27 protein-coding genes are annotated in these 25,654 nt (G+C 68.8%); 11 read left to right on the plus strand and 16 right to left on the minus strand.

What is annotated here, in order from left to right:
* Positions 1-7 precede the first annotated feature (7 nt).
* The 3 genes from ABGI63_RS15090 (at position 8) to ABGI63_RS15100 (ending at position 3,383) form a co-directional block, all read left to right on the plus strand.
* Positions 8-907, plus strand: coding sequence for a LysR substrate-binding domain-containing protein (locus tag ABGI63_RS15090; RefSeq protein ID WP_349743211.1), 900 nt, complete (start codon positions 8-10; stop codon positions 905-907).
* Positions 908-974: 67 nt separating this feature from the next.
* A complete protein-coding gene (locus ABGI63_RS15095; RefSeq protein ID WP_349743213.1) occupies positions 975-2,129 on the plus strand; it encodes an alpha-hydroxy acid oxidase in 1,155 nt (384 codons plus the stop codon).
* A 9-nt stretch (positions 2,130-2,138) separates the two neighbouring features.
* Positions 2,139-3,383, plus strand: coding sequence for an anion transporter (locus tag ABGI63_RS15100; protein ID WP_349743214.1), 1,245 nt, complete (start codon positions 2,139-2,141; stop codon positions 3,381-3,383).
* Between the two features lie 6 nt (positions 3,384-3,389).
* Here the strand turns inward: ABGI63_RS15100 and ABGI63_RS15105 are convergent, their stop codons facing one another.
* The 12 genes from ABGI63_RS15105 to ABGI63_RS15160 all read right to left on the minus strand — a co-directional run bounded on the left by ABGI63_RS15105 (position 3,390) and on the right by ABGI63_RS15160 (position 15,162).
* Positions 3,390-4,748 carry a serine hydrolase domain-containing protein gene (locus ABGI63_RS15105; protein WP_349743215.1) on the minus strand — a complete coding sequence of 453 codons (1,359 nt, stop codon included), beginning with the start codon at positions 4,746-4,748 and terminating at the stop codon, positions 3,390-3,392.
* Positions 4,749-4,839: 91 nt separating this feature from the next.
* The gene (gene paaZ, locus ABGI63_RS15110; RefSeq protein ID WP_349743216.1) at positions 4,840-6,891 is read right to left on the minus strand and encodes a phenylacetic acid degradation bifunctional protein PaaZ; all 2,052 of its coding nucleotides are present in this window, start codon (positions 6,889-6,891) and stop codon (positions 4,840-4,842) included.
* Between the two features lie 104 nt (positions 6,892-6,995).
* Entirely contained in the window at positions 6,996-8,153 is a 1,158-nt protein-coding gene (locus ABGI63_RS15115; protein ID WP_349743217.1) for an ABC transporter substrate-binding protein, read from the minus strand.
* Between the two features lie 38 nt (positions 8,154-8,191).
* Entirely contained in the window at positions 8,192-8,812 is a 621-nt protein-coding gene (locus tag ABGI63_RS15120; RefSeq protein ID WP_137941898.1) for a TetR/AcrR family transcriptional regulator, read from the minus strand.
* Positions 8,813-8,819: 7 nt separating this feature from the next.
* Positions 8,820-9,899 (minus strand): 1,2-phenylacetyl-CoA epoxidase subunit PaaE, encoded by a 1,080-nt coding sequence (gene paaE, locus ABGI63_RS15125; RefSeq protein ID WP_349743219.1) that lies wholly within the window; start codon positions 9,897-9,899, stop codon positions 8,820-8,822.
* On the minus strand, positions 9,896-10,420 hold the full coding sequence (paaD, locus tag ABGI63_RS15130) for a 1,2-phenylacetyl-CoA epoxidase subunit PaaD (protein ID WP_137941896.1): 525 nt from the start codon (positions 10,418-10,420) through the stop codon (positions 9,896-9,898). Before paaD ends, paaE begins: the two co-directional genes overlap by 4 nt.
* The gene (gene paaC, locus ABGI63_RS15135; protein WP_349743220.1) at positions 10,420-11,196 is read right to left on the minus strand and encodes a 1,2-phenylacetyl-CoA epoxidase subunit PaaC; all 777 of its coding nucleotides are present in this window, start codon (positions 11,194-11,196) and stop codon (positions 10,420-10,422) included. Before paaC ends, paaD begins: the two co-directional genes overlap by 1 nt.
* 87 nt (positions 11,197-11,283) lie before the next feature.
* Positions 11,284-11,586, minus strand: coding sequence for a 1,2-phenylacetyl-CoA epoxidase subunit PaaB (paaB, locus tag ABGI63_RS15140; RefSeq protein ID WP_266005993.1), 303 nt, complete (start codon positions 11,584-11,586; stop codon positions 11,284-11,286).
* Complete coding sequence (gene paaA, locus ABGI63_RS15145) at positions 11,583-12,587, minus strand: 1,2-phenylacetyl-CoA epoxidase subunit PaaA (protein ID WP_349743221.1); 1,005 nt, start codon at positions 12,585-12,587, stop codon at positions 11,583-11,585. Before paaA ends, paaB begins: the two co-directional genes overlap by 4 nt.
* Positions 12,588-12,598: 11 nt before the next feature.
* Positions 12,599-13,909 carry a phenylacetate--CoA ligase PaaK gene (paaK, locus tag ABGI63_RS15150; protein WP_349743223.1) on the minus strand — a complete coding sequence of 437 codons (1,311 nt, stop codon included), beginning with the start codon at positions 13,907-13,909 and terminating at the stop codon, positions 12,599-12,601.
* Positions 13,906-14,343, minus strand: coding sequence for a hydroxyphenylacetyl-CoA thioesterase PaaI (gene paaI / locus ABGI63_RS15155; RefSeq protein ID WP_137941891.1), 438 nt, complete (start codon positions 14,341-14,343; stop codon positions 13,906-13,908). The genes paaK and paaI overlap by 4 nt, the downstream gene beginning before the upstream one ends.
* 6 nt (positions 14,344-14,349) lie before the next feature.
* Complete coding sequence (locus ABGI63_RS15160) at positions 14,350-15,162, minus strand: enoyl-CoA hydratase-related protein (protein WP_349743224.1); 813 nt, start codon at positions 15,160-15,162, stop codon at positions 14,350-14,352.
* 144 nt (positions 15,163-15,306) lie between these two features.
* Between ABGI63_RS15160 and ABGI63_RS15165 the strand changes: the two genes are divergently transcribed.
* Positions 15,307-15,918 carry a phenylacetic acid degradation protein PaaY gene (locus tag ABGI63_RS15165; protein ID WP_349743225.1) on the plus strand — a complete coding sequence of 204 codons (612 nt, stop codon included), beginning with the start codon at positions 15,307-15,309 and terminating at the stop codon, positions 15,916-15,918.
* Here ABGI63_RS15165 and ABGI63_RS15170 read toward each other — a convergent pair.
* The 3 genes from ABGI63_RS15170 to ABGI63_RS15180 form a co-directional block, all read right to left on the minus strand.
* Positions 15,896-16,714, minus strand: a complete 819-nt coding sequence (locus ABGI63_RS15170; RefSeq protein ID WP_349743226.1) for a TIGR03915 family putative DNA repair protein — start codon at positions 16,712-16,714, stop codon at positions 15,896-15,898. The genes ABGI63_RS15165 and ABGI63_RS15170 overlap by 23 nt on opposite strands.
* Entirely contained in the window at positions 16,711-17,949 is a 1,239-nt protein-coding gene (locus ABGI63_RS15175; RefSeq protein WP_349743227.1) for a putative DNA modification/repair radical SAM protein, read from the minus strand. The genes ABGI63_RS15170 and ABGI63_RS15175 overlap by 4 nt, the downstream gene beginning before the upstream one ends.
* Before the next feature lie 67 nt (positions 17,950-18,016).
* Entirely contained in the window at positions 18,017-19,138 is a 1,122-nt protein-coding gene (locus tag ABGI63_RS15180) for a YbdK family carboxylate-amine ligase (RefSeq protein ID WP_349743228.1), read from the minus strand.
* A 206-nt stretch (positions 19,139-19,344) separates the two neighbouring features.
* On the opposite strand from ABGI63_RS15180, the gene moaA reads away from it, so the two are divergent.
* The 7 genes from moaA (at position 19,345) to ABGI63_RS15215 (ending at position 25,039) form a co-directional block, all read left to right on the plus strand.
* On the plus strand, positions 19,345-20,457 hold the full coding sequence (gene moaA / locus ABGI63_RS15185; RefSeq protein WP_349743229.1) for a GTP 3',8-cyclase MoaA: 1,113 nt from the start codon (positions 19,345-19,347) through the stop codon (positions 20,455-20,457).
* 3 nt (positions 20,458-20,460) lie between these two features.
* Positions 20,461-21,039: a GNAT family N-acetyltransferase gene (locus ABGI63_RS15190; RefSeq protein ID WP_349743230.1), complete on the plus strand. Its 579-nt coding sequence runs from the start codon at positions 20,461-20,463 to the stop codon at positions 21,037-21,039.
* Positions 21,036-22,325: a molybdopterin molybdotransferase MoeA gene (gene moeA, locus ABGI63_RS15195; protein WP_349743231.1), complete on the plus strand. Its 1,290-nt coding sequence runs from the start codon at positions 21,036-21,038 to the stop codon at positions 22,323-22,325. Before ABGI63_RS15190 ends, moeA begins: the two co-directional genes overlap by 4 nt.
* A 146-nt stretch (positions 22,326-22,471) precedes the next feature.
* On the plus strand, positions 22,472-22,822 hold the full coding sequence (locus ABGI63_RS15200) for a hypothetical protein (RefSeq protein WP_349743232.1): 351 nt from the start codon (positions 22,472-22,474) through the stop codon (positions 22,820-22,822).
* A gap of 3 nt (positions 22,823-22,825) precedes the next feature.
* Positions 22,826-23,368, plus strand: coding sequence for a cell division protein FtsI (locus ABGI63_RS15205; RefSeq protein WP_349743233.1), 543 nt, complete (start codon positions 22,826-22,828; stop codon positions 23,366-23,368).
* Positions 23,369-23,372: 4 nt separating this feature from the next.
* Positions 23,373-24,071, plus strand: a complete 699-nt coding sequence (locus ABGI63_RS15210) for a flagellar basal body L-ring protein FlgH (RefSeq protein WP_349743234.1) — start codon at positions 23,373-23,375, stop codon at positions 24,069-24,071.
* 134 nt (positions 24,072-24,205) lie between these two features.
* A complete protein-coding gene (locus ABGI63_RS15215) occupies positions 24,206-25,039 on the plus strand; it encodes a Crp/Fnr family transcriptional regulator (RefSeq protein ID WP_349743236.1) in 834 nt (277 codons plus the stop codon).
* Here ABGI63_RS15215 and ABGI63_RS15220 read toward each other — a convergent pair.
* A complete protein-coding gene (locus ABGI63_RS15220; protein ID WP_349743237.1) occupies positions 25,036-25,602 on the minus strand; it encodes a dihydrofolate reductase family protein in 567 nt (188 codons plus the stop codon). The two genes, ABGI63_RS15215 and ABGI63_RS15220, sit on opposite strands and share 4 nt — an antisense overlap.
* Between the last annotated feature and the right edge of the window lie 52 nt (positions 25,603-25,654).

Consider the following 25,654-nt stretch of genomic DNA (forward strand, 5'->3'; position numbering starts at 1 on the left):
TGCAGCCATGAACGAGCCCGCCGACCTGCGCTACCCCTCCATCGACGCCCTGCGCGCCTTCGAGGCCGCTGCCAGGCTGGGCAGCCTGGAGCGGGCCGCCGAGGCCTTGTGCATCAGCGCCAGCGCGGTGTCCAAGCGCCTGACCGCGCTGGAAGAGCTGCTGGGCACGCCGCTGCTGATGCGCGCCGGCAAGCAGCTCAGCCCCAGCCCCGCCGGCAAGGAATATCTGCAGCAGGTGCGCGGCGTGCTGGCCGCGCTGGCCGCCATGCCCTTGCACCAGCGCGCCGCGCAGCGCCAGCAGCGTCTGCGCATCACCGTGCCGCCGACCTTCGCGCGCCAGATCCTGGTGCCCGCCCTGCCCGGCTTCAGCGCCGCCCATCCCGAGCTGGAGCTCGAGCTGGTACTGAGCATCCCGTTTCTGGAGGAGACGGCGCCCGAGGCCGATGTCGAGATCCGCAATGCCGAGCTGAGCGAGGGTCAGGTCTTGCTGATGGACAGCGTCACGCCGATGGCCGCCCCCACCTTGCTGGCAGGCCTGCCGGCACTGGCCCGGCCGGCCGACCTGGCGGCCGCGCCGCTGCTGCGCACGCCGCTCCAGCCCTGGGCGCCCTGGCTGCGCGCGGCCGGTCTGGACTGGCCCGAGCCGAGCCAGGGCACACGCTTTGTCGACCTGGGCCTGACCCTGGAGGCCGCCGTCTGCGGCCAGGGCGTGGCACTGGCCCGGCCCAGCCTGGCCCTGCCCTATCTGCGCAGCGGCGCGCTGGTGCGCCTGTTCCCGCTGAGCGTGCCGGCCGACAAGCCCTACGGCCTGCTGCAGCACAGCGACAGCGCGGCCGCCGAGGCCTTTGCCGCCTGGCTGCATGCGCACTGCCGGCGGTTGGCGGAAGAAATTTCCGTGCTGGCCTGAACAAGATTCCGCGGCCGCCAGGGTCGGCTGGTCTAGCATGCGGCAAGCAAACAAGGAGACGCTGCCCATGCCCGTGATCACCTGCATCGAAGACCTGCGCGTGCTGGCCCAAAAGCGGGTGCCACGCATGTTCTACGACTACGCCGATTCGGGCAGCTGGACCGAGAGCACCTACCGCGCCAACAGCGCCGACTTCCAGGCCATCAAGCTGCGTCAGCGCGTCGCGGTGAACATGGAGAACCGCAGCTGCGCCACCACCATGGTGGGCCAGGCGGTCAAGATGCCGGTGGCTATCGCGCCGGTGGGCCTGACCGGCATGCAGCATGCGGATGGCGAGATCCTGGCGGCGCGGGCGGCCGAGAAGTTCGGCATCCCCTTCACCTTGTCGACGATGAGCATCTGCTCGATCGAGGACATCGCCGAGCACAGCAGCGCGCCCTTCTGGTTCCAGCTCTACATGATGCGCGACCGCGAGGCGATGGCCCGCATGATAGAGCGCGCCCGCGCCGCGCGCTGCAGCGCCCTGGTGCTGACGCTGGACCTGCAGGTGATCGGCCAGCGCCACAAGGACCTGAAGAACGGCCTGACCGCACCGCCCAGGCCCACCTTGCGCAATCTGATCAATCTGGCGGGCAAGCCGCGCTGGTGCCTGGGCATGGCCGGGACGCGCCGCCACACCTTCCGCAACCTGGTCGGCCATGTGAAGGGCGTCAGCGATATGCGTTCGCTGGCGGCCTGGACCAATGAGCAGTTCGACCCGCGCCTGTCCTGGGCCGATGTGGCCTGGGTCAAGGAGCGCTGGGGCGGCAAGCTGATCCTGAAGGGCATCATGGACGTGGAGGACGCCGAGCTGGCCGTGGCCAGCGGGGCGGACGCCATCGTCGTCAGCAACCATGGCGGCCGCCAGCTCGACGGCGCGCCCTCCAGCATCCAGGCGCTGCCGGCCATCGTCGCGGCCGTAGGCTCGCGCATCGAGGTCTGGATGGACGGCGGCATACGCGGCGGCCAGGACGTGCTGAAGGCCTGGGCCCTGGGGGCGCGCGGCACGATGATTGGCCGCGCGATGGTGTATGGCCTGGGCGCCATGGGCGAGGCCGGCGTCACCCGCGCGCTGGAGATCCTGTACAAGGAGCTGGATGTCACGATGGCCTTCTGCGGCCATACGCAGTTGAGGAATGTGGGCCAAGACATCCTGCTGCCCGGCACTTTTCCCCAAGCCTAGAATCGCCGGATGTCTGAATTCCATCCGCAGACCGCCATCGTCCTGGCGGTCTTTTTCATTGTCTATCTGGGCATGATCCTGGGCGGCCTGCCCCGGCTGCATCTAGACCGCACCGGTGTGGCCCTGCTGGGCGCCATCGCCATCGTCGGCTTCGAGGTGATGACGCCCGAGCAGGCGGCCCAGTCCATCCACCTGCCTACCATCCTGCTGCTGTTCTCCTTCATGGTGATCTCGGCGCAGATGCGGCTGGGCGGCTTCTATGACGCGGTGACGCGCCGCATCGCCGCGCTGCCGCTGGGCTCGATGGGGCTGATGGGCGTGATCATCGCCGTCTCGGCCCTGCTGTCGGCGGTGTTCTCCAATGACATCGTCTGCCTGGCGATGGCGCCGGTGCTGGCCGAGGTCTGCCTGCGCCGCCGGGTCGACCCCATCCCCTTTCTGCTGGGCCTGGCCTGCGCCAGCAATATCGGCTCGGCCGCCACGCTGATCGGCAACCCGCAGAACATGCTGATCGGCGAGGTGCTGCGCCTGCCCTTCGCGGCCTATCTATGGCAGGCCCTGCCGCCGGTGGTGGCCGGTCTGCTGGCGCTGTGGGCGCTGCTGGCCTGGCCGCTGCGCCGCCCGGCCGCGCCGCTCCAAGCCAGCCCGGCCCAATTGCAGGCGCTGCAGACCGAGGCCACGCCGCTGGACCGCTGGCAGACCGCCAAAGGCCTGATCGTCGCGCTGGCCCTGGTGGCGATCTTTCTGTTCACCGACTGGCCGCGCGATGTGGCCGCCCTGGTCGGCGCCGGCCTGCTGCTGCTGAGCCAGCGCTTTCACTCCTCCAAGGTGATGGGGCTGATCGACTGGGAGCTGCTGATCCTGTTCATGGGCCTGTTCGTCGTCAACCATGCGCTGGAGCTGACCGGGCTGACCCAGCAGGCCGTGGCCTGGCTGGCCGCGCAGGGCATCGACCTGAGCCAGCCGCTGGCGCTGTTCATCGCGACGCTGGGCCTGTCCAACCTGGTTTCCAATGTGCCGGCCGTGATGCTGCTGCTGCCGGCCGCCGAGGGTGCACATGCCGGCGCGACGCTGGCCCTGGTCAGCACCATGGCCGGCAATCTGCTGATCGTCGGCTCCATCGCCAACATCATCGTCGTCGATGCCGCGCGGCGCTGCGGCATCGAGATCGACTGGCGCCGCCATGCCCGCACCGGCGTGCCGGTGACGGTGCTGACGCTGGCGATCACCGCGCTGTGGGTGGCGCGCCTCTGACGCGCCTCAGCGGGCTCTGCCCCAGAGCAGCGCTTGCAGACGCTCTTCCCACCGCGGGAAACTCGAGTAGCGCCCAGGGTGCGCGGCTGGGTCGGCGCCGCTGCCGCCGATCGCATAGGCGATGCCGTGGCCGGTGGCCGGGTCCAGCAGCAGGCCGGACTGCAGCCCATAGGCAAAGCCCAGATGGCCCCAGGCCTGCTGGCCGCCGGCTTCGACCAGGCGATCCCCGCGCCCGCCCTGGCTGCGATCAATGAAGTGCTGGACGCCCAGGCCCCAGGCCTGGAACAAGCCGCCCAGCGAGTCGCCATTGGGCGCCGCCGCCTCATAGCGCCACTGCTCGCTGAACAGGGCCTGCACCGAGGCGGGCTGCAGAAAGCGCCGTCCCTGATGGCGCCCACCGGCGGCCAGCATCGCCGCCACCGTGCCCAGATCGGCCACCCGCGTGCGCAGACGTCCCTGCGGGCCAAACAGCGAGCCATTGCTGCCGAGCAGATAGTCGTCCAGTCCGCTGGGCGGCGCCGGACGCTGGCTGCGGAAGTCATCGGTCTGCACGACCCAGGGGCCGGCGGTGTGCCAGCGCGCCTCGTCGTCGGTGGCGCGTTTGCGGTACAGGGTGGCGATATTCGCCAGCTCGGCCGCGCCCAGCTGGCTGGGCTCGAACCCACCGGCCAGGCCCAGCGGCGCCAACACCTGATCGCGCATCAGCACATCGAAGCGCTGGCCGGCGGCGCGCTCCATCACGCTGGCGATCACGCCGTAGTTCAGATTGCTGTACTCGAAATACGCGCCCGGCGCCTGCGCGGGTGGCGACCAGGACTCGCCGCGCCCGAAATGCGCACCGCCCGGCAGCAGCTTGGACGCCAGCGTCTGCCCCGCCGTCAGATAGGCTCCGCCGGCATCGCGCAAGCCGGCGCGGTGGCTCAGCAGCAGGCGCAGGCTCAGGCGCTGCGCCGGGAACGCCGGATGGCGCAGCGCAAAACCCAGGGCGTCGCCGATGTCGGCATCCAGGTCCAGAACGCCGGCCTCGACCAGGCGCATCACCCCCAGCGCAACGACCAGCTTGCTGACCGAGGCGACGCGGAACAAGGTGTCGCGGGTGACAGGCAAGCCCTGACCCCGATCCTCGCCCGGCGCGATCCAGCGCCGGCCGAACTGGCCCTCGTAGACCGGCTGTCCGGCGCGCATCACCAGCACCGACAGGCTGGCCAGCGGGCACTGCGGGTCGTCGAGCAGGTCTTGCAAACGGGCCGGCAGCCGCGCATCGCTGCCGCTGTCAGTTGCGCAGCCGGGCATCGCACAAAGCAGCGCGCCCGTCTTCAGCAGACGGCGGCGCCGCACATCGGGGGAAAGAGGTTTCGCAGGCATGGCCGCAGTGTGCCCAGCCCCGCGCGCCGGGTGGCTGAGATTCTGTGCTGCGGCCATGCATGGCGGTTATGCGCTGGCCCGCAGCGCGCGCTCAAGCCGCCTGTTTCTTCGCCACCAGGGTCAGGATGTCATAGCTGGCCACCAGCTCGCCGCGCTGGTTCATCACCTGCACGTCCCAGGCCACCACGCCCTGGGGCGGCTGGTCCGGGCGGTTGCCGCGGTCGATGCGGCGCTTGGCAGTAAGGCGGGCCTGGATGGTGTCGCCGATGGCCACCGGGTTGACGAAGCGCAGTGTGTCCAGGCCGTAATTGGCCAGCACCGGCCCCGGGGCCGGCGAGACGAACAGGCCAGCCGCCGCGCTGAGCACGAAGTAGCCGTGCGCGATGCGCTGGCCGAACTGCGTGTCCTTGGCCGCGATTTCGTCGAAGTGCATATAGAAGAAGTCGCCGGAGATACCGCCGAAGTTGACGATATCGGCCTCGCTGACGGTGCGCCGGTGCGTCAGCAGCGAGTCGCCGATGCGGATCTCCTCGAAGTGCTTGCGGAAGGGATGGATGGCTTCTTCCTGCACCTGGGCGCCGCGCTGGTACTCGCCGGTGATGGCGGTCAGCATCGTTGGCGAGCCCTGCACCGCGCAGCGCTGCAGATAGTGCTTGACGGCACGGATGCCACCCAGCTCCTCGCCACCGCCGGCGCGGCCCGGGCCGCCGTGCTTGAGCGCCGGCATCGGCGAGCCGTGGCCGGTGGACTCCTTGGCGGCCTCGCGATCGAGGATGTGCAAGCGGCCATGGAAGGCGCCGGCGTGATAGACCGCTTCGGCCGCAATCGCCGGGGTCTTGGTGATGACGGAGCCGACCAGGCTGCCGCGGCCCTTGGCGGCCAGGGCCAGGGCCTCGTCCAGATCACCATAAGGCATCAGCGTGGAGACGGGGCCGAAGGCCTCGAGCTCATGCACCGCCGGGTTGCTGAAGGCATCGCGGCACAGCAGCAGGGTCGGTGCGAAGAAGGCGCCGTCGCCGACGCCCTCGCCGATGGGCGCAAAGCCGTCGCGCTCGCCGAACACGATCTCGTTGCCGGCGCTCAGCTGGGCCAGGCGCGCGGCCACATCGGCCTGCTGCTCCTTGGAGGCCAGCGCCCCCATGCGCACCCCCTCGACGGCCGGGTCGCCGACCCGGATCTTGGCCAGGCGCTCGCACAGCATCGCGGCCACCGCGTCGATATGGCGGGCCGGCACGATGGCGCGACGGATGGCCGTGCATTTCTGGCCGGCCTTGGCACTCATCTCGCGCGCCACTTCCTTGACGAAGAGCTCGAACTCCGGATCACCCGGCTCGACATCGGGCGCCAGGATGGCGCAGTTCAGGCTGTCGGCCTCGGCATTGAAGGGGATGCTGCGGGCCACGATGTTCTTGTTGACCTTGAGCATCGCCGCGGTGTCGGCCGAGCCGGTGAAGGTCACCACATCGGTCTCGCTCAAGCGGTCCAGCAGATCACCGGAACTGCCGACGATCAGCTGCAGCGCGCCGGCCGGCAGCAGGCCGGATTCATGGATCAGGCGCACGCAGGCCTCGGCCACAAAGCTGGTGGCGGTGGCCGGCTTGACGATGCAGGGCATGCCCGCCAGGAAGCTCGGTGCGAACTTCTCCAGCATGCCCCACATCGGGAAATTGAAGGCATTGATGTGCACGGCCACGCCGCGCTTGGGCACCAGCACATGGGAGCCGATGAAGCTGCCCTCGCGGCCCAGCACCACGGCCGGGCCTTCGTGCACGATATTGCTGGAGGGCAGCTCGCGTCGGCCGGTGCTGGCATAGGCGAACAGGGTGCCGGTGCCGCCCTCGATATCGATCCAGCTGTCGGCGCGGGTGGCGCCGGTATGCGCCGAGATCGCGTACAGCTGTTCCTTGCGCTCCACCAGATAGGCAGCCAGGGCCTTCAGGATGGCGGCGCGCTGCTGGAAGTCCAGCTTCAGCAGCGCGGGCAAGGCCTGACCCCGGGCGTAGGCCAGCGACTCGGCGAAGTCCAGGCTCTCGGCATGGGTGTGGGCCACGGCGCGGCCGTTGATGGCGCTGTGCAGGCTGCGGCCCGGCTCGGCCCCCACCCAGCGGTTGGAGATCAGGCTTTGGAGGATGGGAGTACTCATGGCGATCTCAGCAAATAAATCAGTCTTGACCTGGGTATCGGGTGGGCAAAGGACGCAGCGAGCGGGCTGAGATCAGCCCGCTCGGCAGTCAGAAGCCGCTTCGATCAGGGCTGGTATTTCCAGGCGCCGTTCTCGATCTTCACCATCACGCGGGCACGCTGGTCCAGGCCCAGGTGGTCGGTGGCCGACATATTGAACACGCCGTGCGCGCCGGGCAACTCCTTGACCGCTTCCAGCGCGTCGCGCAGCGCGACGCGGAAGGCCGGCGTGCCGGGCTGGGCGCCGCTCTTCAGCGCGACCGGAACGGCGGCCTGCAGCAGCAGACCGGCATCCCAGGCATGGCCGCCGAAGGTCGAGACGCTGCCCTTGCCGAAGGCCGCCTCGTACTTGGCGATATAGGCCTGCGCGCTCTTCTTCACCGGGTGGCTGGCCGGCAGCTGGGCCGCCACCAGCACCGGGCCGGACGGCAGGAAGGTGCCCTCGACGTCCTTGCCACCGACGCGCAGAAAGTCGTTATTGGCCACGCCATGGGTCTGGTAGTACTGGCCCTTGTAGCCGCGCTCCTTCAGCGCCTTCTGCGGCAGCGCGGCCGGCGTGCCGGAGCCGCCGATCAGCACCGCATCGGGCTTGGCCGCGACCAGCTTCAGCACCTGGCCGGTCACCGAGGTGTCGTTGCGGTTGTAGCGCTCGTTGGCGACGATCTTCAGGCCCTTGACCGCAGCGATCTTGGCGAACTCCTGGTACCAGCCTTCGCCATAGGCATCGGCAAAACCGATGTAGGCGGCGGTCTTGGCGCCGTTGTCCACCATGTGCTGGACGATGGCCAGGGCCATCATGATGTCGTTCTGCGGCGTCTTGAAGACCCACTTCTTCTTCGCGTCCATCGGCTCGACGATGCGGGCCGAGGCGGCCATCGAGATCATCGGCGTGCTGGCCTCGGAGACGGCGTCGATCATCGCCAGCGAGTTCGGCGTCACGGTGGAACCCACCACCACATCGACCTTGTGCTCGGTGATCAGCTTGCGGGTGTTGGAGACCGCCGCCGTGGTGTCGGAGGAGTCGTCCAGCACGATGTAGTTGATCTTCTGGCCCGCGATGGTGGTGGGCATCAGCGTGATGGTGTTCTTCTCCGGGATGCCCAGCGACGCGGCGGCGCCGGTGGCCGACACCGTCACGCCGACATTGATGTCGGCCTGCGCGGCAAAGGCCACGGCGGCAGCGGCCAGGGCCACCAGGTTCTTGATCATGTGGTTGCGCTTCATCGTCATCGTCTCCAAGGGTTTGTTTTGCACTGACTCAACTACTCAACAAGAGCGGCCGGCTTGCTGGCCTGCACCGCGCCCAGTCCACCAAAGAACAGATCGGCCACCATAGGCGCCACCGATTCGTAACTCAACTCACCATCGGGCCGCAGCCAGGTGAAGGTCCAGTTGATCATGCCAAACAGCAGCATGGTCAGCGGCTTGTGCAGGCGCGCGGCCTGCAGCTCCGGGCGAACTGCGGCCACCGCCTCGGCAAAGGCCGCCACCACCTGGCGCTCGACCAGCAGCAGGCGCTCGCGGTCGGCGTCGTCGAGGAATTTCACGTCCTCGGTCAGTACCCGGTGCTGGTGCTGCGCCTCGCCATACTCGCGCACAAAGCGCGCGATCAGCGCGCGCAGATGCGGCTCGGGGGCCAGGTCTTGCGCGCGCACCTCCTCGACCAGACCGGCCAGGCTCTGCACATGGCTCTCGCAGATTTGCATCAGGAGTTCATGCTTGTCGCGCACATAGTGGTAGAGCGTCGGCTTGGAGACCTCGCAGGCCTCGGCCACCTCGTTCATCGAGGTGCCGGGATAGCCCTTGCGCGCGAACAGCCGCGCGGCGGCGGCGAGGATTTCCTCGCGGGTGGATTCGAAACCTGGGGCTCTGCCTCGGGCCATGGAGTGCTTATCTTTCGTCGAATGAGATCACCACGCGCGGCGTCAGCGCATGGGCTTGGCAGCTGAGGATAAAGCCGGCCGCCAGCTCTTTCTTGTCGAGCGCGAAATTCTTGTCCATGCGCACCTCACCCTCGATCAGCTTGCAGCGGCAGGTCGAGCAGACCCCGCTCTTGCACGAGAACGGCACATCCATGCCGGCGCGGGCCGCAGCATCCAGGATGCTGGGGTCGGTCTTGCTGAACTCGATCTCCCGGCTGACGCCGTCGCGTATCACCGTGACGCGGGCGCTGTCGGCATCGCCCTCGCGCACCTCGTGCGGCGCCGGCTTGCCGGTCTGCATCTCGACCGTGCCGAAGCGCTCGATATGGATGCGCTCCTCGGGCACGCCGGCACCGAGCAGCGCCGCCTCGACCTCGTCATTCATCTGGAAGGGGCCGCAGACGAAGACCTGGTCGATGCCGGCGGCCGGCACCAGGGTCTGCAGGAACTCGGCGATCTTGGCGCGGTCCATGCGGCCGGCCATCAGCGGCGAATCGACCGCTTCGCGCGAGAACACATGGTGCAGCGACAGCCGGGTCAGGTACTGGTTCTTCAGGTCCTCGATCTCTTCCTTGAACATCGTCGAGGCCTGGCGGCGGTTGCCGTAGATCAGCGTGAAGCGCGACAGCGGCTCGCGCGCCAGCACCGTCTTCATGATGGACAGGATGGGCGTGATGCCCGAGCCGGCCGCGATGCCGACATAGTGGCGGCGCGCGGCCGCGTCCAGCGGCGCAAAAAAGCGACCCTGCGGCGGAAAGACCTGGATCTCGTCGCCGGCCTTCAAGGCCTGGTGCACCCAGGACGAAAACACGCCACCCTCGACCTTGCGAACGCCGACGCGCAGCTCGCCATCATCGACGCCGGCGCAGATCGAGTAGGAGCGGCGCAGGTCTTGGCCGGCCACCTCGTGGCGCAGGGTCAGGTATTGCCCCTGGGTGAAACGGAAGGTCTCGCTCAGTTCGGCGGGCACCTCGAAACTGACGATCACGGCCTCCTCGGTATCGGGCCGGACCTCGCGCACGCGCAGCGGATGGAAGTGGAGGCTCATAGCGGTTTGAAGTGCTCAAAGGGTTCGCGGCAGGCCATGCAGCGGTACAGCGCCTTGCAGGCGGTGGAGCCGAAGGCCGAGAGTTTTTCGGTCTGCTCGCTGCCGCAGCGTGGGCAGGCCAGCTTGGTCAGCGAGGCGCGATGCACCAGCCGGATCGGCTGGCCCTGGCCCGCCGCGACCGGCCCCGGCGGGGCAATGCCATAGGCGCGCAGCTTCTCGCGGCCCGCGTCGCTGATCCAGTCGGTGGTCCAGGCCGGGGCGCGCTGCATCGTGATCTCGATCTCGCCGAAGGCGGCCAGCGCGGCACGCACATCGTCCTGAATCAGCTCGGTGGCCGGGCAGCCCGAGTAGGTGGGCGTCAGCACCACCTCCAGGCCACCGGCGGTTTCCTTCAGATCGCGCACGATGCCCAGCTCGCACAGACTGATCACCGGCACCTCGGGGTCCGGGACCTGGCGCAGCACCTCCCAGGCGGCTTCCAGCCGGCCGCAAGCGGGGCCGTGCGCGCTGGCCTGGTTCATCACCACCGGCCTCCGGGGTAGGCACGCTGCAGATACTGCAGGGTTGCCAGCATATGGCCCATATGCTCGCTGTGGATGCCGCGACGGCCCTGGCTCTGATAGGGGCTGTCCTTGGGGCAAGCCAGGCCTGCATCGGCCAGCACTTCGGCCATCTGGGCCTGCCATGCGGGCTTCAGTTCGGACCAGGCGGGACCCAGGCCTTGCGCGGCCGCGGCGGTGTCGACCGCATCGCTGTCGAACAGTTCGTTGAAGTAGGGCCAGAGGCTGGCCAGTGCGGCCTGCATGCGGGCGGCGGACTCCTCGCTGCCGTCGCCCAGGCGCACGACCCAGTCGGCAGCATGCTGCTGGTGATAAGCGGCTTCCTTGACGGCCTTGCCGGCGATCGCCGCCAGCTCGGCATCGCTGGAGCTCTGCAGGCGCTGCCACAGCAGCAGCAGCCAGGTCGCGACCGCGAAATTGCGCAGCTGGGTGTAGGCGAAGTCACCGCGCGGCAGCTCCATCAGCACCGGGTTCAGGTACTGGCGCTCGTCGCGCAGAAAGGCCAGCTGGTCCTCGTCATGGCCCTGGCCGTCGAGCTTGGCGGCATGGGTCAGCAGGCCGCGGGCCTGGCCCAGGAGGTCCAGCGCCATATTCGACAAGGCCAGATCCTCTTCCAGGATGGGCGCGTGGCCGCACCATTCGGAGATGCGCTGGGCCAGCACCAGGCAGCTGTCGCCGAGGCGCAGCAGGTACTGGACTTCGGGGCTCGCGCCCACATTGATTGACTGTTGGCTCATGCCAGGACTCCCGCCGGGCCGCCCCAAGGGAGGCCTGCGCCCCCTCGGGGGGCAGTGAACGAAGTGAACGTGGGGGTCGTCATGACATTACATATGGTTCAGGGATTCGGGCAGCTCGTAGAAGGTCGGGTGGCGGTACACCTTGTCTTCCATCGGATCGAAGTACATGCCCTTCTCGCCCGGGTCGCTGGCGACGATCTGGCTGGACAGCACCACCCAGATGCTGGTGCCTTCCTGGCGCCGGGTGTAGACGTCACGCGCCATCTGCAGCGCCATCTTGGCGTCGGCCGCATGCAGGCTGCCGCAATGCTTGTGGTCCAGGCCCGCCTTGTTGCGCACGAAGACTTCCCACAGCGGCCATTCGTTCTGGGTCGAGGTATTGCTAGTCATGCTGCTTGTTCCTTGGTTGCTTGCTTGCGCGCATGGGCCAGCGCGGCCTCGCGCACCCAGGCGCCGTCGTCCCAGGCCTTGACGCGGGCGCCCAGGCGCTCGCGGTTCATCGGGCCGTCGCCGTTGACGACACGCCAGAACTCGGCCCAGTCGATCGCGCCGAAGTCGTGTTCGCCGCGCTCGGCATTCCATTTCAGGTCGGGGTCGGGCAGGGTCACGCCGAGGATGTCGGCCTGCGGCACCGTGGCGTCGACAAACTTCTGGCGCAGCTGGTCATTGGTGATGCGCTTGATGCCCCAGCGGATCGACTGCTCGGAGTTCGGCGAGTCCTTGTCGGCCGGGCCGAACATCATCAGCGAGGGCCACCACCAGCGGTTCACCGCGTCCTGCACCATGGCCTTCTGCGCCGCCGTGCCCTCGCGCATGATCACCAGCAGGCTCTCGTAGCCCTGGCGCTGGTGGAAACTCTCCTCGCGGCAGACACGTATCATCGCCCGCGCATAGGGCGCATAGGAGCAGCGGCACAGCGGCACCTGGTTCATGATGGCCGCGCCGTCGACCAGCCAGCCGATCACGCCGATATCGGCCCAGGTCACGGTGGGGTAGTTGAAGATCGAGCTGTACTTGGCCTTGCCGCTGTGCAGCGCGTCCAGCATCTGGTCGCGGCTGGTGCCCAGGGTCTCGGCGGCCGAGTACAGATACAGGCCGTGGCCGGCCTCGTCCTGCACCTTGGCCAGCAGGATCGCCTTGCGCTTCAGGGTCGGTGCCCGCGTGATCCAGTTGCCCTCGGGCAGCATGCCGACGATCTCGCTGTGCGCATGCTGGCTGATCTGGCGCACCAGGGTCTTGCGGTAGTGGTCCGGCATCCAGTCCTTGGCCTCGATGAAGTCGCCGGCTTCAATGCGGGCCTCGAAGGCCGCCTCGCGCTGCATCTCCTCGGCGCTCTTGATCTTGCTGCTCGGCGCGTCCTGCGGGCCGACGCTCATGGCTTGGGTATACATATGAAAGCTCCTTACTTCGGACGCTGGTCGATCACGCGGCGGGCCTTGCCCACCAGCGTGCGTTCGATCGAATCGGGGGCGCCGATATGCACCTTGGTGCTGACGCCGATCAGGGTCTTGATGCGGTGCTGCAGCGATTTGGCAATGGCGCCGACATCGGCCGCGCCGACCGCCGCCTGCTGCAGCTCGCAGCGCACCTCGACCGCATCGAGCAGGCCTTCGCGGCTGACGACGATCTGGTACTGGCCGCTCAGCTGGGCCTCCTGCAGCACCAGCTCCTCGATCTGGGTCGGGAACAGATTGACGCCGCGGATGATCAGCATGTCATCGCTGCGGCCGACGATCTTGCCCATGCGGCGCATGCTGCGCGAGGTCGGTGGCAGCAGGCGCGTCAGGTCGCGAGTGCGGTAGCGGATGATGGGCAGGGCTTCCTTCGAGAGCGAGGTGAAGACCAGCTCGCCCTCCTCGCCGTCCGCCACCGGCTCGCCGGTCTCGGGGTTGATGATCTCGGGATAGAAATGGTCTTCCCAGATCACCGGGCCGTCCTTGGACTCGATGCACTCGTTGGCAACACCTGGCCCCATCACCTCGGACAGGCCGTAGATGTCGACCGCGTCGATGCCGGCCTTGGCCTCGATCTCGCGGCGCATCGCCTCGGTCCAGGGCTCGGCGCCGAAGATGCCGACCTTCAGCGAGGACTCGCGCGCGTCCAGGCCCTGGCGATTGAACTCCTCGATGATCACCTGCATATAGCTGGGCGTGACCATGATGATGTCGGGCCGGAAGTCCTGGATCAGCTGGACCTGCTTCTCGGTCTGGCCGCCGGACATCGGGATCACCGTGCAGCCGGCGCGCTCGGCGCCGTAATGCGCGCCCAGGCCGCCGGTGAACAGGCCGTAGCCATAGGCGATATGGATGATGTCGCCGGGCCGGCCGCCCGAGGCGCGGATCGAGCGGGCCACCAGATTCGCCCAGGTATCGATGTCCTTGGCGGTGTAGCCGACCACGGTGGGCTTGCCGGTCGTGCCCGACGAGGCATGGATGCGCGAGACCTGCTGGCGCGGCACCGCGAACATGCCGAAGGGGTAGTTGTCGCGCAGGTCCTTCTTGGTCGTGAACGGGAACTTGGCGATATCGGCCAGGGTCTTCAGATCCGAGGGATGCACACCCTGGGCATCGAAGGCGGCCTTGTAATGCGGCACGTTCTCGTAGGCATGCTGCAGGCTCCACTTCAGGCGCTGCAGCTGCAGGGCCTGCAGCTCATCCAGGCTGGCGCGCTCGATAGGCTCCAGATCGCCGGGGGCGGGCGTTTTGACGGTCATTCAGAAACTCCTTGAACGATGGGCTTGCCCTTGATCCGGTAGGACTTGCCGCGAAACACGGCCACCAGTTCCTCGCGCTGGTTGCGCACGGTGATGTCGTAGACGCCGGTGCGCCCGGCCAGATGCACTTCCTCGCCGACGGCGGTCAGCCGGTCGCCCAGCTTGCCGGGCGCGACGATGTCGACGCTGAATCCCGAGGCCACGGTGAGCTCGTTGTGCGAGTTGCAGGCGAAGGCAAAGGTCGAGTCGGCCAAGGTGGTGATCAGGCCGCCGTGGCAGATCTCAAAGCCGTTGAGCATGTCCTCGCGCACCGTCATGGCCAGCGTGGCGCGGCCGGGAGCGATGGACAGGATCTCCATCCCGAGCGCCTTGCTGGCGCGGTCGTTCGCGAACATCGCGTCGCGGACGGCTTCGGCAATTTGTTGGGCATCCATGGGCTGTCAGCGGTCCGTGAACGTGGGCTTGCGCTTTTGCAGAAAGGCGGCCGTGCCTTCCAGATAGTCGGGGCTGAAGCCCAGCCGGCTCTGCAGCTGCGACTCGTTCTTCAAGGCCGACTCGTAGTCCATCAGCAGGCTGTCGTCCAGGGCCCGGCGCGTCGCGGCCAGGGCCTTGACCGGCATCTGCGCCAGCTTCTGCGCCAGCGCCTGGGCCGTGGCAGCCAGCTCGGCATCGGGCACGGCGCGGTAGATCAGGCCCATGGCCACGGCCTGCGCAGCCGGCAGCTTGTCGCCCAGCAGCGCCAGCTCCAGCGCCTTGGCGCGGCCGACCAGGCGCGGCAGCAGCCAGGTGCCGCCGCAGTCGGGCACCAGGCCGATCTTCGAGAAAGCCTGGATGAAGCTCGCGCCCTCGGCCGCCAGCACCAGATCGCAGCTCAGCGCCAGGCTGGCGCCGGCGCCGGCCGCGACGCCGTTGACCGCAGCGATCACCGGAATCGGCATGCTGCGCAGGCGCAGCGCCAGCGGGATGTAGTAGTTGTCGAGCAGATGACCGATGTCCTTGGGCGTCTCTCCGGGCTCCAGCGGCGGCTTGATCAGCGGGTCGGACAGATCCTGGCCGGCGCTGAAACCGCGCCCCGCACCGGTGATCACGACGCAGCGCACCGTGCCGTCCTCGGCGGCGGCCTCCAGGGCCTGGCGCAGCTGCACCAGCAGCGCGGTGGTGAACGCATTCAGCGCCGCAGGGCGATTCAGCGTCAGGGTGCGCACGGCGCCCTCTTGGCTGATCAGCAGCAAGGCCTCGGTGGTGGCTGTCATCGTGTTGGTCTCACTCCATCGCTGTCGGTCAAACACTCTTGACCGACCGGTCGGTAGATCGTAAGGTGCGACTTGATTTGGCGCAAGCCCAAGATTCAAGGGTTATCCCGAACTCACCCGAACCACTGCCCGGAGACAGATCCCATGCCCTGCTATGCCATCGACGGCGTCACCCCGGTCGTCCATCCCAGCGCCCATGTCCACCCGACGGCCGTGCTGATCGGCGATGTGATCGTCGGACCCGGCTGCTATATCGGCCCCTGCGCCTCGCTGCGCGGCGACTTCGGCCGCATCGTGCTGATGGAAGGCGCCAATGTTCAGGACACTTGCGTGATCCACGGCTTCCCGAAGTCGGAGACCGTCGTCGAGGCCAACGGCCATATCGGCCATGGCGCGGTGCTGCATGGCTGCATGGTGCGGCATGACGCGCTGGTCGGCATGAACGCGGTGGTGATGGACGAGGCCGAGGTCGGGGCCTGGAGCATCGTCGCGGCCTGCGCTTTTGTGCGCGCCGGGCTCAAGCTGCCGGAGAAGTCGCTGATCGCCGGACTGCCGGCCAAGGTGATGCGGCCGCTGAGCGAGGACGAGATGCGCTGGAAGCTGGAGGGCACCCAGACCTACCAGCAGCTGACCCGGCGCTGCCAGGCCAGCCTGGTCGAGGTCCAGCCGCTGGCGGCCGAAGAGGCTGACCGGCCGCGCCTGCCGGATTCCGATTACGGCAGCTTGCAGGCGCTCAAGGGCGGCGCATCGGCTTGATGCGCCGCGCCGGCGTCGGCTGAGCCTCCACCATGGCCTCGCTGCGCGCCTGCGCTGCGGCGGCCAGCGGGGCGATCAGCGCCGCCTCGGGCAGGTTCTTCCAGTAGCGGCGCGGCATCTCCTTGGTCATCATCGCGAGCTTGAGCCGGGCCGGGTTGAAGATGTTCTCGTAATAGGTCAGCCATAGCGCCGCGCCCGGATCGACCGGCGGCAGGCCGCCACGGTCCACGCCGGGGCCGGTGTGCAGGCGCTCGCCGTCCCATTCGATCGAGCGCTCAGGCGTGAAGATGGCCCAGCGCATCTGCGCGAAGCGGCGCACGAAGAACGGGGCATTGGCCTCGACCACATGGTGCTCGGGCTCGAACCAGGCGATATGACGCAGCGCCTCGCCCTCGCCATGCGGGAAGAAGCGCACAAAGGCGCGCATCTTGTGGATCTCGCGCCCCACCTCGCGCGCCAGCTGGGCGGCGGCACGGCGATCCGGGTCGAGCTCGTCCCGCCGCAAGACCTCGTCGCGCTCATTCACGAGCCGCCACAGCAGCCTGTAGAGCAGATGAAAGCGGCCCGGGTCGCGATGCAGCAGCGCGGACTCGCACAGCGGCGCCATCCAGGCCGGCACGCCGAAAGGCTTCGCGGGAGCGTCGTCGATGATGACCACCTCATCCGCCCACAGCCCTTGTGTGCCGTGCTCGGTCCGCCAGACCAGCTGATCGGGGGCAACACAGCGCGTCAACAGCTGGCGCGCCGCGCGCCTGAAACCGTCGATATCGGTCGGCCCCTGAAGGCTGACGATCATGCGAACAAGGCCTGCTGGCGCGGCGCCGGCCGCGCCGGCGCACCGGGCTTGTGACCGTCCACGCAGACAAAGGGCAGCACCTTGCCCGGCGACAGCCGCAACGCCCTCAGATCCTCGGCGCGCAGCCGCCGCACGCGGCGCGCCTGCAGCAGCTTGTCCACCGAGCCGACGCCCAGGCCCGGCACCCGCAGCAACAGCTCGCGCGGCGCGACGTTCAGGTCGACCGGAAAGCGCTCCGGATGCGCCTGCGCCCAGGCCAGCTTGGGATCGACATCCAGGCGCAGCAGCCCGTCATCGGCCGCGACTATTTCTCGATGCTCGAAGCCGTAGAAGCGCATCAGCCAGTCGGCCTGGTAGAGCCGGTGCTCGCGCATCAACGGCGGCGCGCTCAGCGGCAGGGCCCGCGCGGCGTCGGGAATCGGGCTGAAGGCCGAGTAGTAGACGCGCCGCATCCGGTACTGGCCGTACAGCGCCGCACTGCTGGCCAGGATGCTGCGGTCGTCGCTGGCATCGGCGCCGACAATCATCTGCGTGCTCTGGCCGGCCGGCGCAAAGCGCGGCGGGGTGGCCGCACGCGGCGCGGCGCCCGGCAGCGCGCGTACCGGCGCCGGCTTGCCGCCCTCCTCCCGCGCCTGATCGATATGCAGCTTCAGCCGACCCATCGAACGGCGGATCGCGCCGCCGTTCTTCTCGGGCGCCAGGGCCTGCAAGCCCTGCTCGGTGGGCATCTCGATATTGATGCTGAGCCGGTCCGCATAGCGGCCGGCGCGCGCCAGCAGTTCGGCGCTGGCATCGGGGATGGTCTTCAGGTGGATATAGCCGCGGAAGTCATGGGCCTCTCGCAGCCGGCGAGCCACCTCGACCACCTGCTCCATCGTGTGGTCCGGGCTCTTGATGATGCCGCTGGACAGGAACAGCCCTTCGATGCAGTTGCGGCGGTAGAAGTCCAGCGTCAGGTCCACCACCTCCTCGACCCGGAAGCGCGCCCGCGCCACATTGCTGGACGAGCGGTTGACGCAATACAGGCAGTCGTACTGGCAGTGATTGGTCAGCAGCAGCTTCAGCAAGGAGATGCAGCGACCGTCCGGCGCATAGCTGTGGCAGATGCCCATGCCCTCGGTCGAGCCGATGCCGCGCCCACCCAGCGAGTCGCGCGAGTCGCTGCCGCTGGAGGCGCAGGAAGCGTCGTATTTGGCAGCGTCGGCAAGGATGGCGATTTTGCGGTTCAGGTCCATGGCGCGAGGAATGAATACTGTTTAAATATACAGTATTCATTCCTCGCGCGCTGCTCGTGCAGACCGCTCAGTCCTGGGCCCAGCGCTCGCAAGAAGCCGTCACCAGGGCCGGCAGGTCCAGGCCTTGCTCATCGTGCAGGCTGCGCAGCCAGTGGGCATCGCCGCCCCGCTGCGCCACCAGCACGGCCAGCTCGGTCAGCGCCGCCACTGCCCCCAGGCGCTCGGCCGTCGGCATCAGGGTCTGCAGCAGCGCCGCCAGGCTCTCGGCCAGCGGCTGCTGGGCGCCGCTTTGCGGGCAGACCAGCACCGCATCAAGCCCGAAGCGGCAGGCCTGGAAACGGTTGTAGGTATAGACCAGCTGATCGTCGGCATGCGGCTTGATCGGCTTGTCTTCGAGCAGCCAGGCCGCCAGGCACTGGGCGAAGCCGGCCAGCGCCGCCGCGCGCCGCACAGTCAGCGGCGTGTCCAGCACCCGGATCTCTATGGTGCCGAACTCGGGCTTGGGCCGGATGTCCCAGTAGAAGTCCTTCATGCTGGCGACGATGCCGGTGCGCTCCATGCGCGCGAAGTAGCGGCCGAAATCCTCCCAGCGCAGCTCGAAGGGCGCGGTGCCCGACAGCGGGAAGGCGAACACCGTGTTCAGCCGCGCCGACTGGAAGGCCGTGTCCGCCCCCTGCACATAGGGCGAGGACGCGGCCAGCGCGATGAAGTGCGGCACATAGCGGCTCATCGCCTGCAGCAGCCACAGCGCCGTGTCGCCGTCCGGGCAGCCGATATGGATGTGCTGGCCGAACACCGTGAACTGCTTGGCCAGATAGCCATAGAGCTCGCTGATCTGCAGGAAGCGCGGCTTGTCGTAGATCTGCCGCTCGGTCCATTGCTGGAAGGGGTGGGTGCCGCCGCCGCAGATCGCGATGCCCAGCGGCTCGGCCTCCTTCAGCAGCGCATCACGGGTGAAACTGAGCTGCTGCAGCAGCTCGGCATGGTTGGCGCAGACACCGGTGCAGACCTCGATCATCGAGAGCGTGATCTCCGGCGTCACCGCGCCGGGCAGGCCGGCATTGTCCAGCCGCGCCAGCAGCTCGTTGGCGGCCGGCATCAGATCACCATCGCCCGGATTGATCAGCTGCAGCTCCAGCTCCACACCCAGGCTGAGCGCCCGGGATTTGGCAAAGTCTTGCAAAGGCATGGCGCCCTCCTCTGATAGCCTCGACAGACTTCACTGTAGGTCGCCTGCGGCCCGGCGCCGGCCGGCCGCAGCCGGGTCGCGGCCTTGTCCTACAGCGCCCCAGCCGCCCCACCTACGCCCCACCGACATCTGCTGTTCTTGCCCCAGCGCAAGCCCGGGCAAGACCCTGGCACACGGCGGGGCCGGGTGCAGGGCAAAATGGCCGCATGACCGACCGCGTGATACCTCTGCTGGACCAGCGCTTCGCCAGTCCCCGGCTCCCCGTGCCCGAGCATCCGCAGGCCCCCACCGGCCTGCTGGGCGACGCGCTGGGCCGGCCGCTGCGCGATCTGCGCATCTCGGTCACCGACCGCTGCAACTTCCGCTGCAGCTACTGCATGCCCAAAGAGGTGTTCGACAAGTACCACGAGTTCCTGCCGCACGCCGAGCTGCTGAGCTTCGAGGAGATCACGCGCCTGACCCGCTTGTTCGTCGCCCATGGCGTCAGCAAGCTGCGCCTGACCGGCGGCGAGCCGCTGCTGCGCCGCCATCTGGAGCGCCTGATCGAGATGCTGGCCGAGCTGCGCACGCCCGAGGGCGCGGCGCTGGACCTGACGCTGACCACCAACGGCTCGCTGCTGGCCAAGAAGGCCCACACACTGAAGGCCGCCGGCCTGCAGCGCGTCACCGTCAGCCTGGACGGGCTGGACGACGCGGTGTTCCAGCGCATGAACGATGTCGGCTTCCCGGTGGCCGAGGTGCTGCGCGGCATCGAGGCCGCCCAGGCCGCAGGCCTGGGGCCGATCAAGGTCAATATGGTGGTCAAGCGCGGCACTAACGAAGACCAGATCCTGCCAATGGCTCGCCATTTCCGGAACACCGGCATCGTGCTGCGCTTCATCGAGTACATGGATGTCGGCGCGACGAACGGCTGGCGCATGGACGAGGTGCTGCCCTCGGGCCAGGTGCTGGAGCTGCTGGGCAGTGAATTCGAGCTGAGGCCGCTGTCGGCCAGCGCGCCGGGCGAGACCGCCGAGCGCTGGGCCTATGCCGATGGCGGCGGCGAGATCGGCCTGATCTCCAGCGTCACGCAAGCCTTCTGCGGCGACTGCAACCGCGCCCGCCTGTCCACCGAAGGCAAGCTCTACACCTGCTTGTTCGCCCACAGCGGCCATGACCTGCGCGCGCTGCTGCGCGGCGACTACAGCGACGCCCAGATCAGCGGCGCACTGGGGGCGTTGTGGGGTGGCCGCAGCGACCGCTATTCGCAGCTGCGCGCCTCGCAAGCCCCCGAGGCAGCGACCGCGCGGCGGGTCGAGATGCACTACATCGGAGGCTGAGGCATGCAGGCCCAGTCCGCCAGCGCCCTGCCCGTGCCCCGGCTGCCACCCGGCTGCGAGCTGCGCGTGCTGAAGGCCGAGCAACTGGAGGCCTACAAAGGCCTGCGCGATGCGATGCTGGCCGCCCATGAGGAAGCCTTCACCTCGGATGCCGCCACCGAGCTGGCGCGCAGCGCCGAGAGCTACCGCAGCCGGCTGAGCCTGGGCGCCGGTGGCGCCAATCTGTTCACGCTGACCGCCTGGATGGGACCGCGCCTGGTGGGCGCCGTCTCCTGCGAGCGCGAGCCGCGCGAGAAGGTGCGGCATCTGGCCCATCTGATCGGCATGATGGTGGCCGACGATGTGCAGGGGCTGGGCATAGGCCGCGCCCTGCTCTACAGCGCGCTGCGCCTGCTACAGGCCGAGCTGGGCATCGAGCAGGTGACCCTGTCGGTGACCAGCAGCAACCGCCGCGCCGTGACCCTCTACACCCGCATGGGCTTCGAGCGCTATGGCTGCCTGCCCCGCGCGATCAAGCTGCCCTCGGGCGACTACCTCGACAAAGACCTGATGCGCCTGGACCTGCGCAGCCTCCACCCATGACAACGACCACCAGCCTCCAAGAGATCGCCTCCTGCCTGTCCGGCTACGACCCGCAGGCGCTGCGCGTCGAGCTGGCGCAGGACTTCATCGCCCGGCTGGTGCCGCGGGTGGCGGCCGTCGAGCAGCTGGCGCTGCGCAGCGCGCTGGGCCGGGTGCTGGCCGAGGACATCGTCTCGACGATCAACGTGCCGGCCGGCGACAACTCGGCGATGGACGGCTATGCGCTGCGCGGCAGCGATCTGAGCACCGACAGCGATGGCCATGGCGATATCCGGCTGCAGCTGGCCGGCACCAGCTTTGCCGGCGGGCCGGCCGGGCAAGACCTGGCCCCGGGACAGTGCCAGCGCATCATGACCGGTGCCCTGATGCCGCCGGGGCTGGACACCGTGGTGCCGCAGGAGTTCACCCGGCTTGACGGCGACAGGGTGGTGATCCCCGCCGGCCTGCTGCGTGCCGGCGACAACCGCCGCCTGGCCGGCGAGGATCTGGCGCTGGGCCAGGTGGCGCTGGCCGCCGGCAAGCGATTGCGCCCCGCCGACCTGGGCCTGCTGGCCTCGCTGGGCCGCGCCGAGGTACCGGTGCGCCGGCGCCTGCGCGTGGCCATGCTGTCGACCGGCGACGAGCTGCGCTCGATCGGCGAGCCGCTGAGCGCCGGCTGCGTCTACGACAGCAACCGCTACACCTTGTGGGCGCTGCTGCAGCAGCTGGGCGTCGAGGTGCTGGACCTGGGCGTCGTGCGCGACGACCCGGCGGCGCTGCGCGCGGCCTTCGAGACGGCGGCGGCCAGCGCCGATGCCATCATCAGCACCGGCGGCGTCAGCGTCGGCGAGGCCGACCACACCAAGCGCGTGATGGCCGAGCTCGGCGAGGTGCTGTTCTGGAAGATCGCGATGCGTCCGGGCCGGCCGATGGCGATCGGCCGCATCAATCAAGCCATCCTGTTCGGCCTGCCCGGCAACCCGGTCGCGGTGATGGTGACCTTCTACGCCTTTGTGCGCGAGGCCCTGCTGGCCATGGCCGGCGCGGCGCCGCAGCCCCTGCCCTGGCTGCGCGCCGCCTGCCTGCAGCCGCTGCGCAAGAAAGCCGGCCGCACCGAATATCAGCGCGGCATCGTCAGCCGCGCGAGCGATGGCGGCTGGCAGGTGCAGATCACCGGCAACCAGGGCTCGGGCATTCTGTCGAGCATGAGCCAGGCCAACGGCCTGGTGGTGCTGGGCCACGAGCAGGGCGATGTGGCGGTCGGCGAGCTGGTCGATGTGATGCCCTTCGAGGGCATGAACGGCTGAGCCCCTGGCCGCACTTCTGTGTCCTGCTGCACAGCTGAGCAACAGGGCGCCGACAGCGCGGCAAACCGTCGCTTTCCGACGCTTCAGCGCCGACCTCGGGCGGGCGGGCCTCCCTAGGATGCAGACATCCCAGAACGGAGGTCTGCATGACGAACACGATAGGCGCAATGCCCCCGGCCGCGAGCGCGGCGCCCCTGAGCGGCAATGCCCGCACGCCGGCCGCCGAGGCCGCACAGCCCACGGCCGGCCAAGCCAGCGCCGGCGATGTGATCTGCGCCTTCAGTCCGGCCGGCCTGGCCGCCCTGTCGGAGGTGGCGCAGCAAGGCCTTGAGCAAGGCATCGAGCAGGTGGTGCAACTGGCGCAGGACACCGGTGATCAGCTGCTGCAAGGTCTGGGTGCGGTCAGCGAGAGCGCACAAAGCCTGGTCGAGGGTGCGGCCCCTTACGCGACCCTCGGTGCCCTGGTGCTGGGCCAGCTGATGAGCGAGCGGGCCTGAGCGATGCGCGCCCTCGCATCGACCGGCATGGCCTTGCTGCTGGCCGGCTCACAGAGCGGCTGTGCGCTCGTCAGCCCGCTGCCGACCTGGGAGCTGGTCAAGGCCGCCGGCGCCGCCACCTCGACCGCCATCGCCTACGGCCCGGGCCGGGCCGTCAACACCGTGCATCACGGCGACGCGCCGCCGCGCAGCGTCTGCATCGAATACAACCGCGAGGTCCAGATGGCCGACCTGGTGCCGGCGCTGCAGGCCGAGCTGCGCGAGCTGCGCATCAGCAGCCGCGTCTACTCGGCCGGCACCGCGCCGCCCGATTGCGAGACCTGGCTGCGCTATGCCGCCAGCATCCAGTGGGACATCCCGCCGCTGGCCGAGGACTACCGGGCCTATGTCAACGCCGCCACCTTGAGCCTGCACAAACTCGACGGCCGCCTGATCGCGCACAGCAGCTATGCGCTGGACGGCGATCTACGCAGCAGCAAATGGGCCAGCACCCGGCGCAAGCTGGCCCCCGTCGTCAAGGCCGTCATCACCGGTTTCGAGAGCTGAGCACATGATGAAAGCCCTCCCTCTTCTTCCCGTTCTGGGCCTGTTGCTGAGCGCCTGCGCCGGCCCCTCGCCCCGCCTGGTGCAGGGCCCGCTGAGCGCGCCCCCGCTGCCGACACCGCAGTATCTGGAGCGCACGCCCAATGGCGCGATCTACCAGGCCCATCTGCCGACGGCCTCGCTGTTCTCCAGCGAACGCCGGCCGCAGCACATCGGGGACACCTTGAAGGTCGACATCGCCGAGAGCCTGCAGGCCAGCCAGAAGAACGCCACCGACACCAGCCGCGACAACAAGTTCGCGATCAAGGGCCCCGGCAGCGGCAGCGGCGACGCCAAGTCGGGCGGCTTCTTCGAGTCGCTGCTGAACGCCAATGCGACGGCCGCCGGCAGCGACTCCTTCCGCGGCTCGGGCCAGACCGAGAACAGCAGCAGCTTCAACAGCCAGCTCGCGGTGACCGTCATCAACGTGCTGCCCAACGGCCATCTGCTGGTGGCCGGCGAGCGCAGCATGGCGCTCAACGGCAGCGCCCAGACCCTGCGCTTCTCCGGCGTGGTCGACCCGCGCGACATCAAGGCCGGCAATATCGTGCAGTCGCGCGATGTGGCCAGCGCCAATCTGGAGTCGCTGGGCCGCGGCGAGGTCTCAGAAGCCGCCTCGCGCAGCTGGATCCAGCGCCTGCTGACGCGCAGCCTGTCGATCTGGTAGGGACTCGCGCCCGGACGCGAGTGTTTCCCGCGTGTGTCGGGTGTGCGCCAGCCGCCCGCAGCAAGCCCTGCTTTTCGGGGCTTTGACGCCGCCGCGGCCATGGACACTGAAGCAAAGAAATCAGAGGTATCGAGGTGGCAATTGACAAGAAGGCGGCCGCAGCCGCCGGCGTGGTCGGCATGCCGAATCTGCGCGCGGCCGGCGGCTGTGGAGCGGTAGAGGAAGCCCCCGCGCAGAGCTGGCTGAAGCTGGCCACGGTGCAGCACTACGGCCGTGGCCAGGCCATCATCGAGGCCGGTCAGCCGCTGCAGCATTGGATGGCGATACGCGAGGGCGCGATCCGCCTGAGCTCGCGGCCCCATGGTCGCGGGGAAGACGGCGAGGATGTGCCGGTCGCCATCCTGTGGTTCGGCGATGTGATCGGCTGGACCTCGCCGGTCGGCAAGGAACTGGCCCGCTACGAGGTCACCGCGCTGACGGCGGTCTCGACCCTGACCATGCCCAAGGAGGGCATAGGCATCACAGGCTCGGCCGAGCAGCTGTGCAAGGCCGATGTGTTCCAGCTCTATGCCGCCACCGCGACCCGCATCCAGGATCAGGTCTCGCTGCGCCTGTCGGGCAATGGCTTCCAGCGCCTGGTCGGCGTGCTGGCCACGCTGGCGATGGCCGCGGCCGGCGCCGCCGGCCAGGCCGCAGCGCGGCGCAGCGGCGGCCTGCATCTGCCGATGGCCCAGGCCCTGATCGGCTCCTTCGCCGGCCTGGCGCGGCGTCAGACCTGGGTCTATCTGCAGCAGCTGGCGGCAAGCGGCTGGGTCAGCACCGGCCACTCCAAGCTGATCCTGGAGGCCGCGCCGGCCTGGCTGCAGCTGCTGGCCGAGGTCGAGCGCAGCGGCCTGGATTGCATCGCCACCATCGCCGACTGCAACCAGACCCTGTCCGCGCTCTGGCTGGCACAGCAGCGGGCCTAGGCGGCCGGCCCCTGCTCGAGCGCATAGCTCAGCCGCAGCAGCCCGCCGGCCAGCGGCCGGGCCTCCAGCAGGCGCAGCCCATGGCGGCCGGCCAGGCCCTGGAACAAGGGCTTGCCGCGGCCCAGGATCAGCGGATGGATCAGCAGGCACAGCTCGTCGACCAGGCCGTCCTCCAGCAGGCTGGACACGAAGGCGGCACCGCCCAGCGCGTGCATGTCCCGGCCGGGCTGCTGCTTCAGCGCGCGGATCGCCGCCAGATCGCGGACCACACGGGTGTTCGGCCAGGCCGGCTGGCCCATGCGTGTCGACAGCACGAGATGGGCGGTCACGGCGGCGAAGCGCGCATAGGCCAGCTCGGCCGGCGCGGCCGAGCCGGGATCGGCCAAGACCGCGTTCCAGTACTGCTCATAGCCCGGATACATGCCGCCGCCCAGCAAGCAGGTGTCGATGCGGGGCATCAGCCCAAAGCCGTCGTCCCAGCTGCCGATCCAGTCCAGTTCGCCGGCCGGCCCCTCGATCAAGCCGTCCACCGACAGCTGCAATGCCGCGATGATTTTTCTCATGCCCGCCTCCGATCGCGGGCCAGGCTTCCGGTCACAGGCGACCGGCTTGTCG

Origin of the sequence: Roseateles cavernae, from assembly GCF_040187885.1 — a bacterium.
Lineage (GTDB): Bacteria > Pseudomonadota > Gammaproteobacteria > Burkholderiales > Burkholderiaceae_C > Roseateles_E > Roseateles_E cavernae.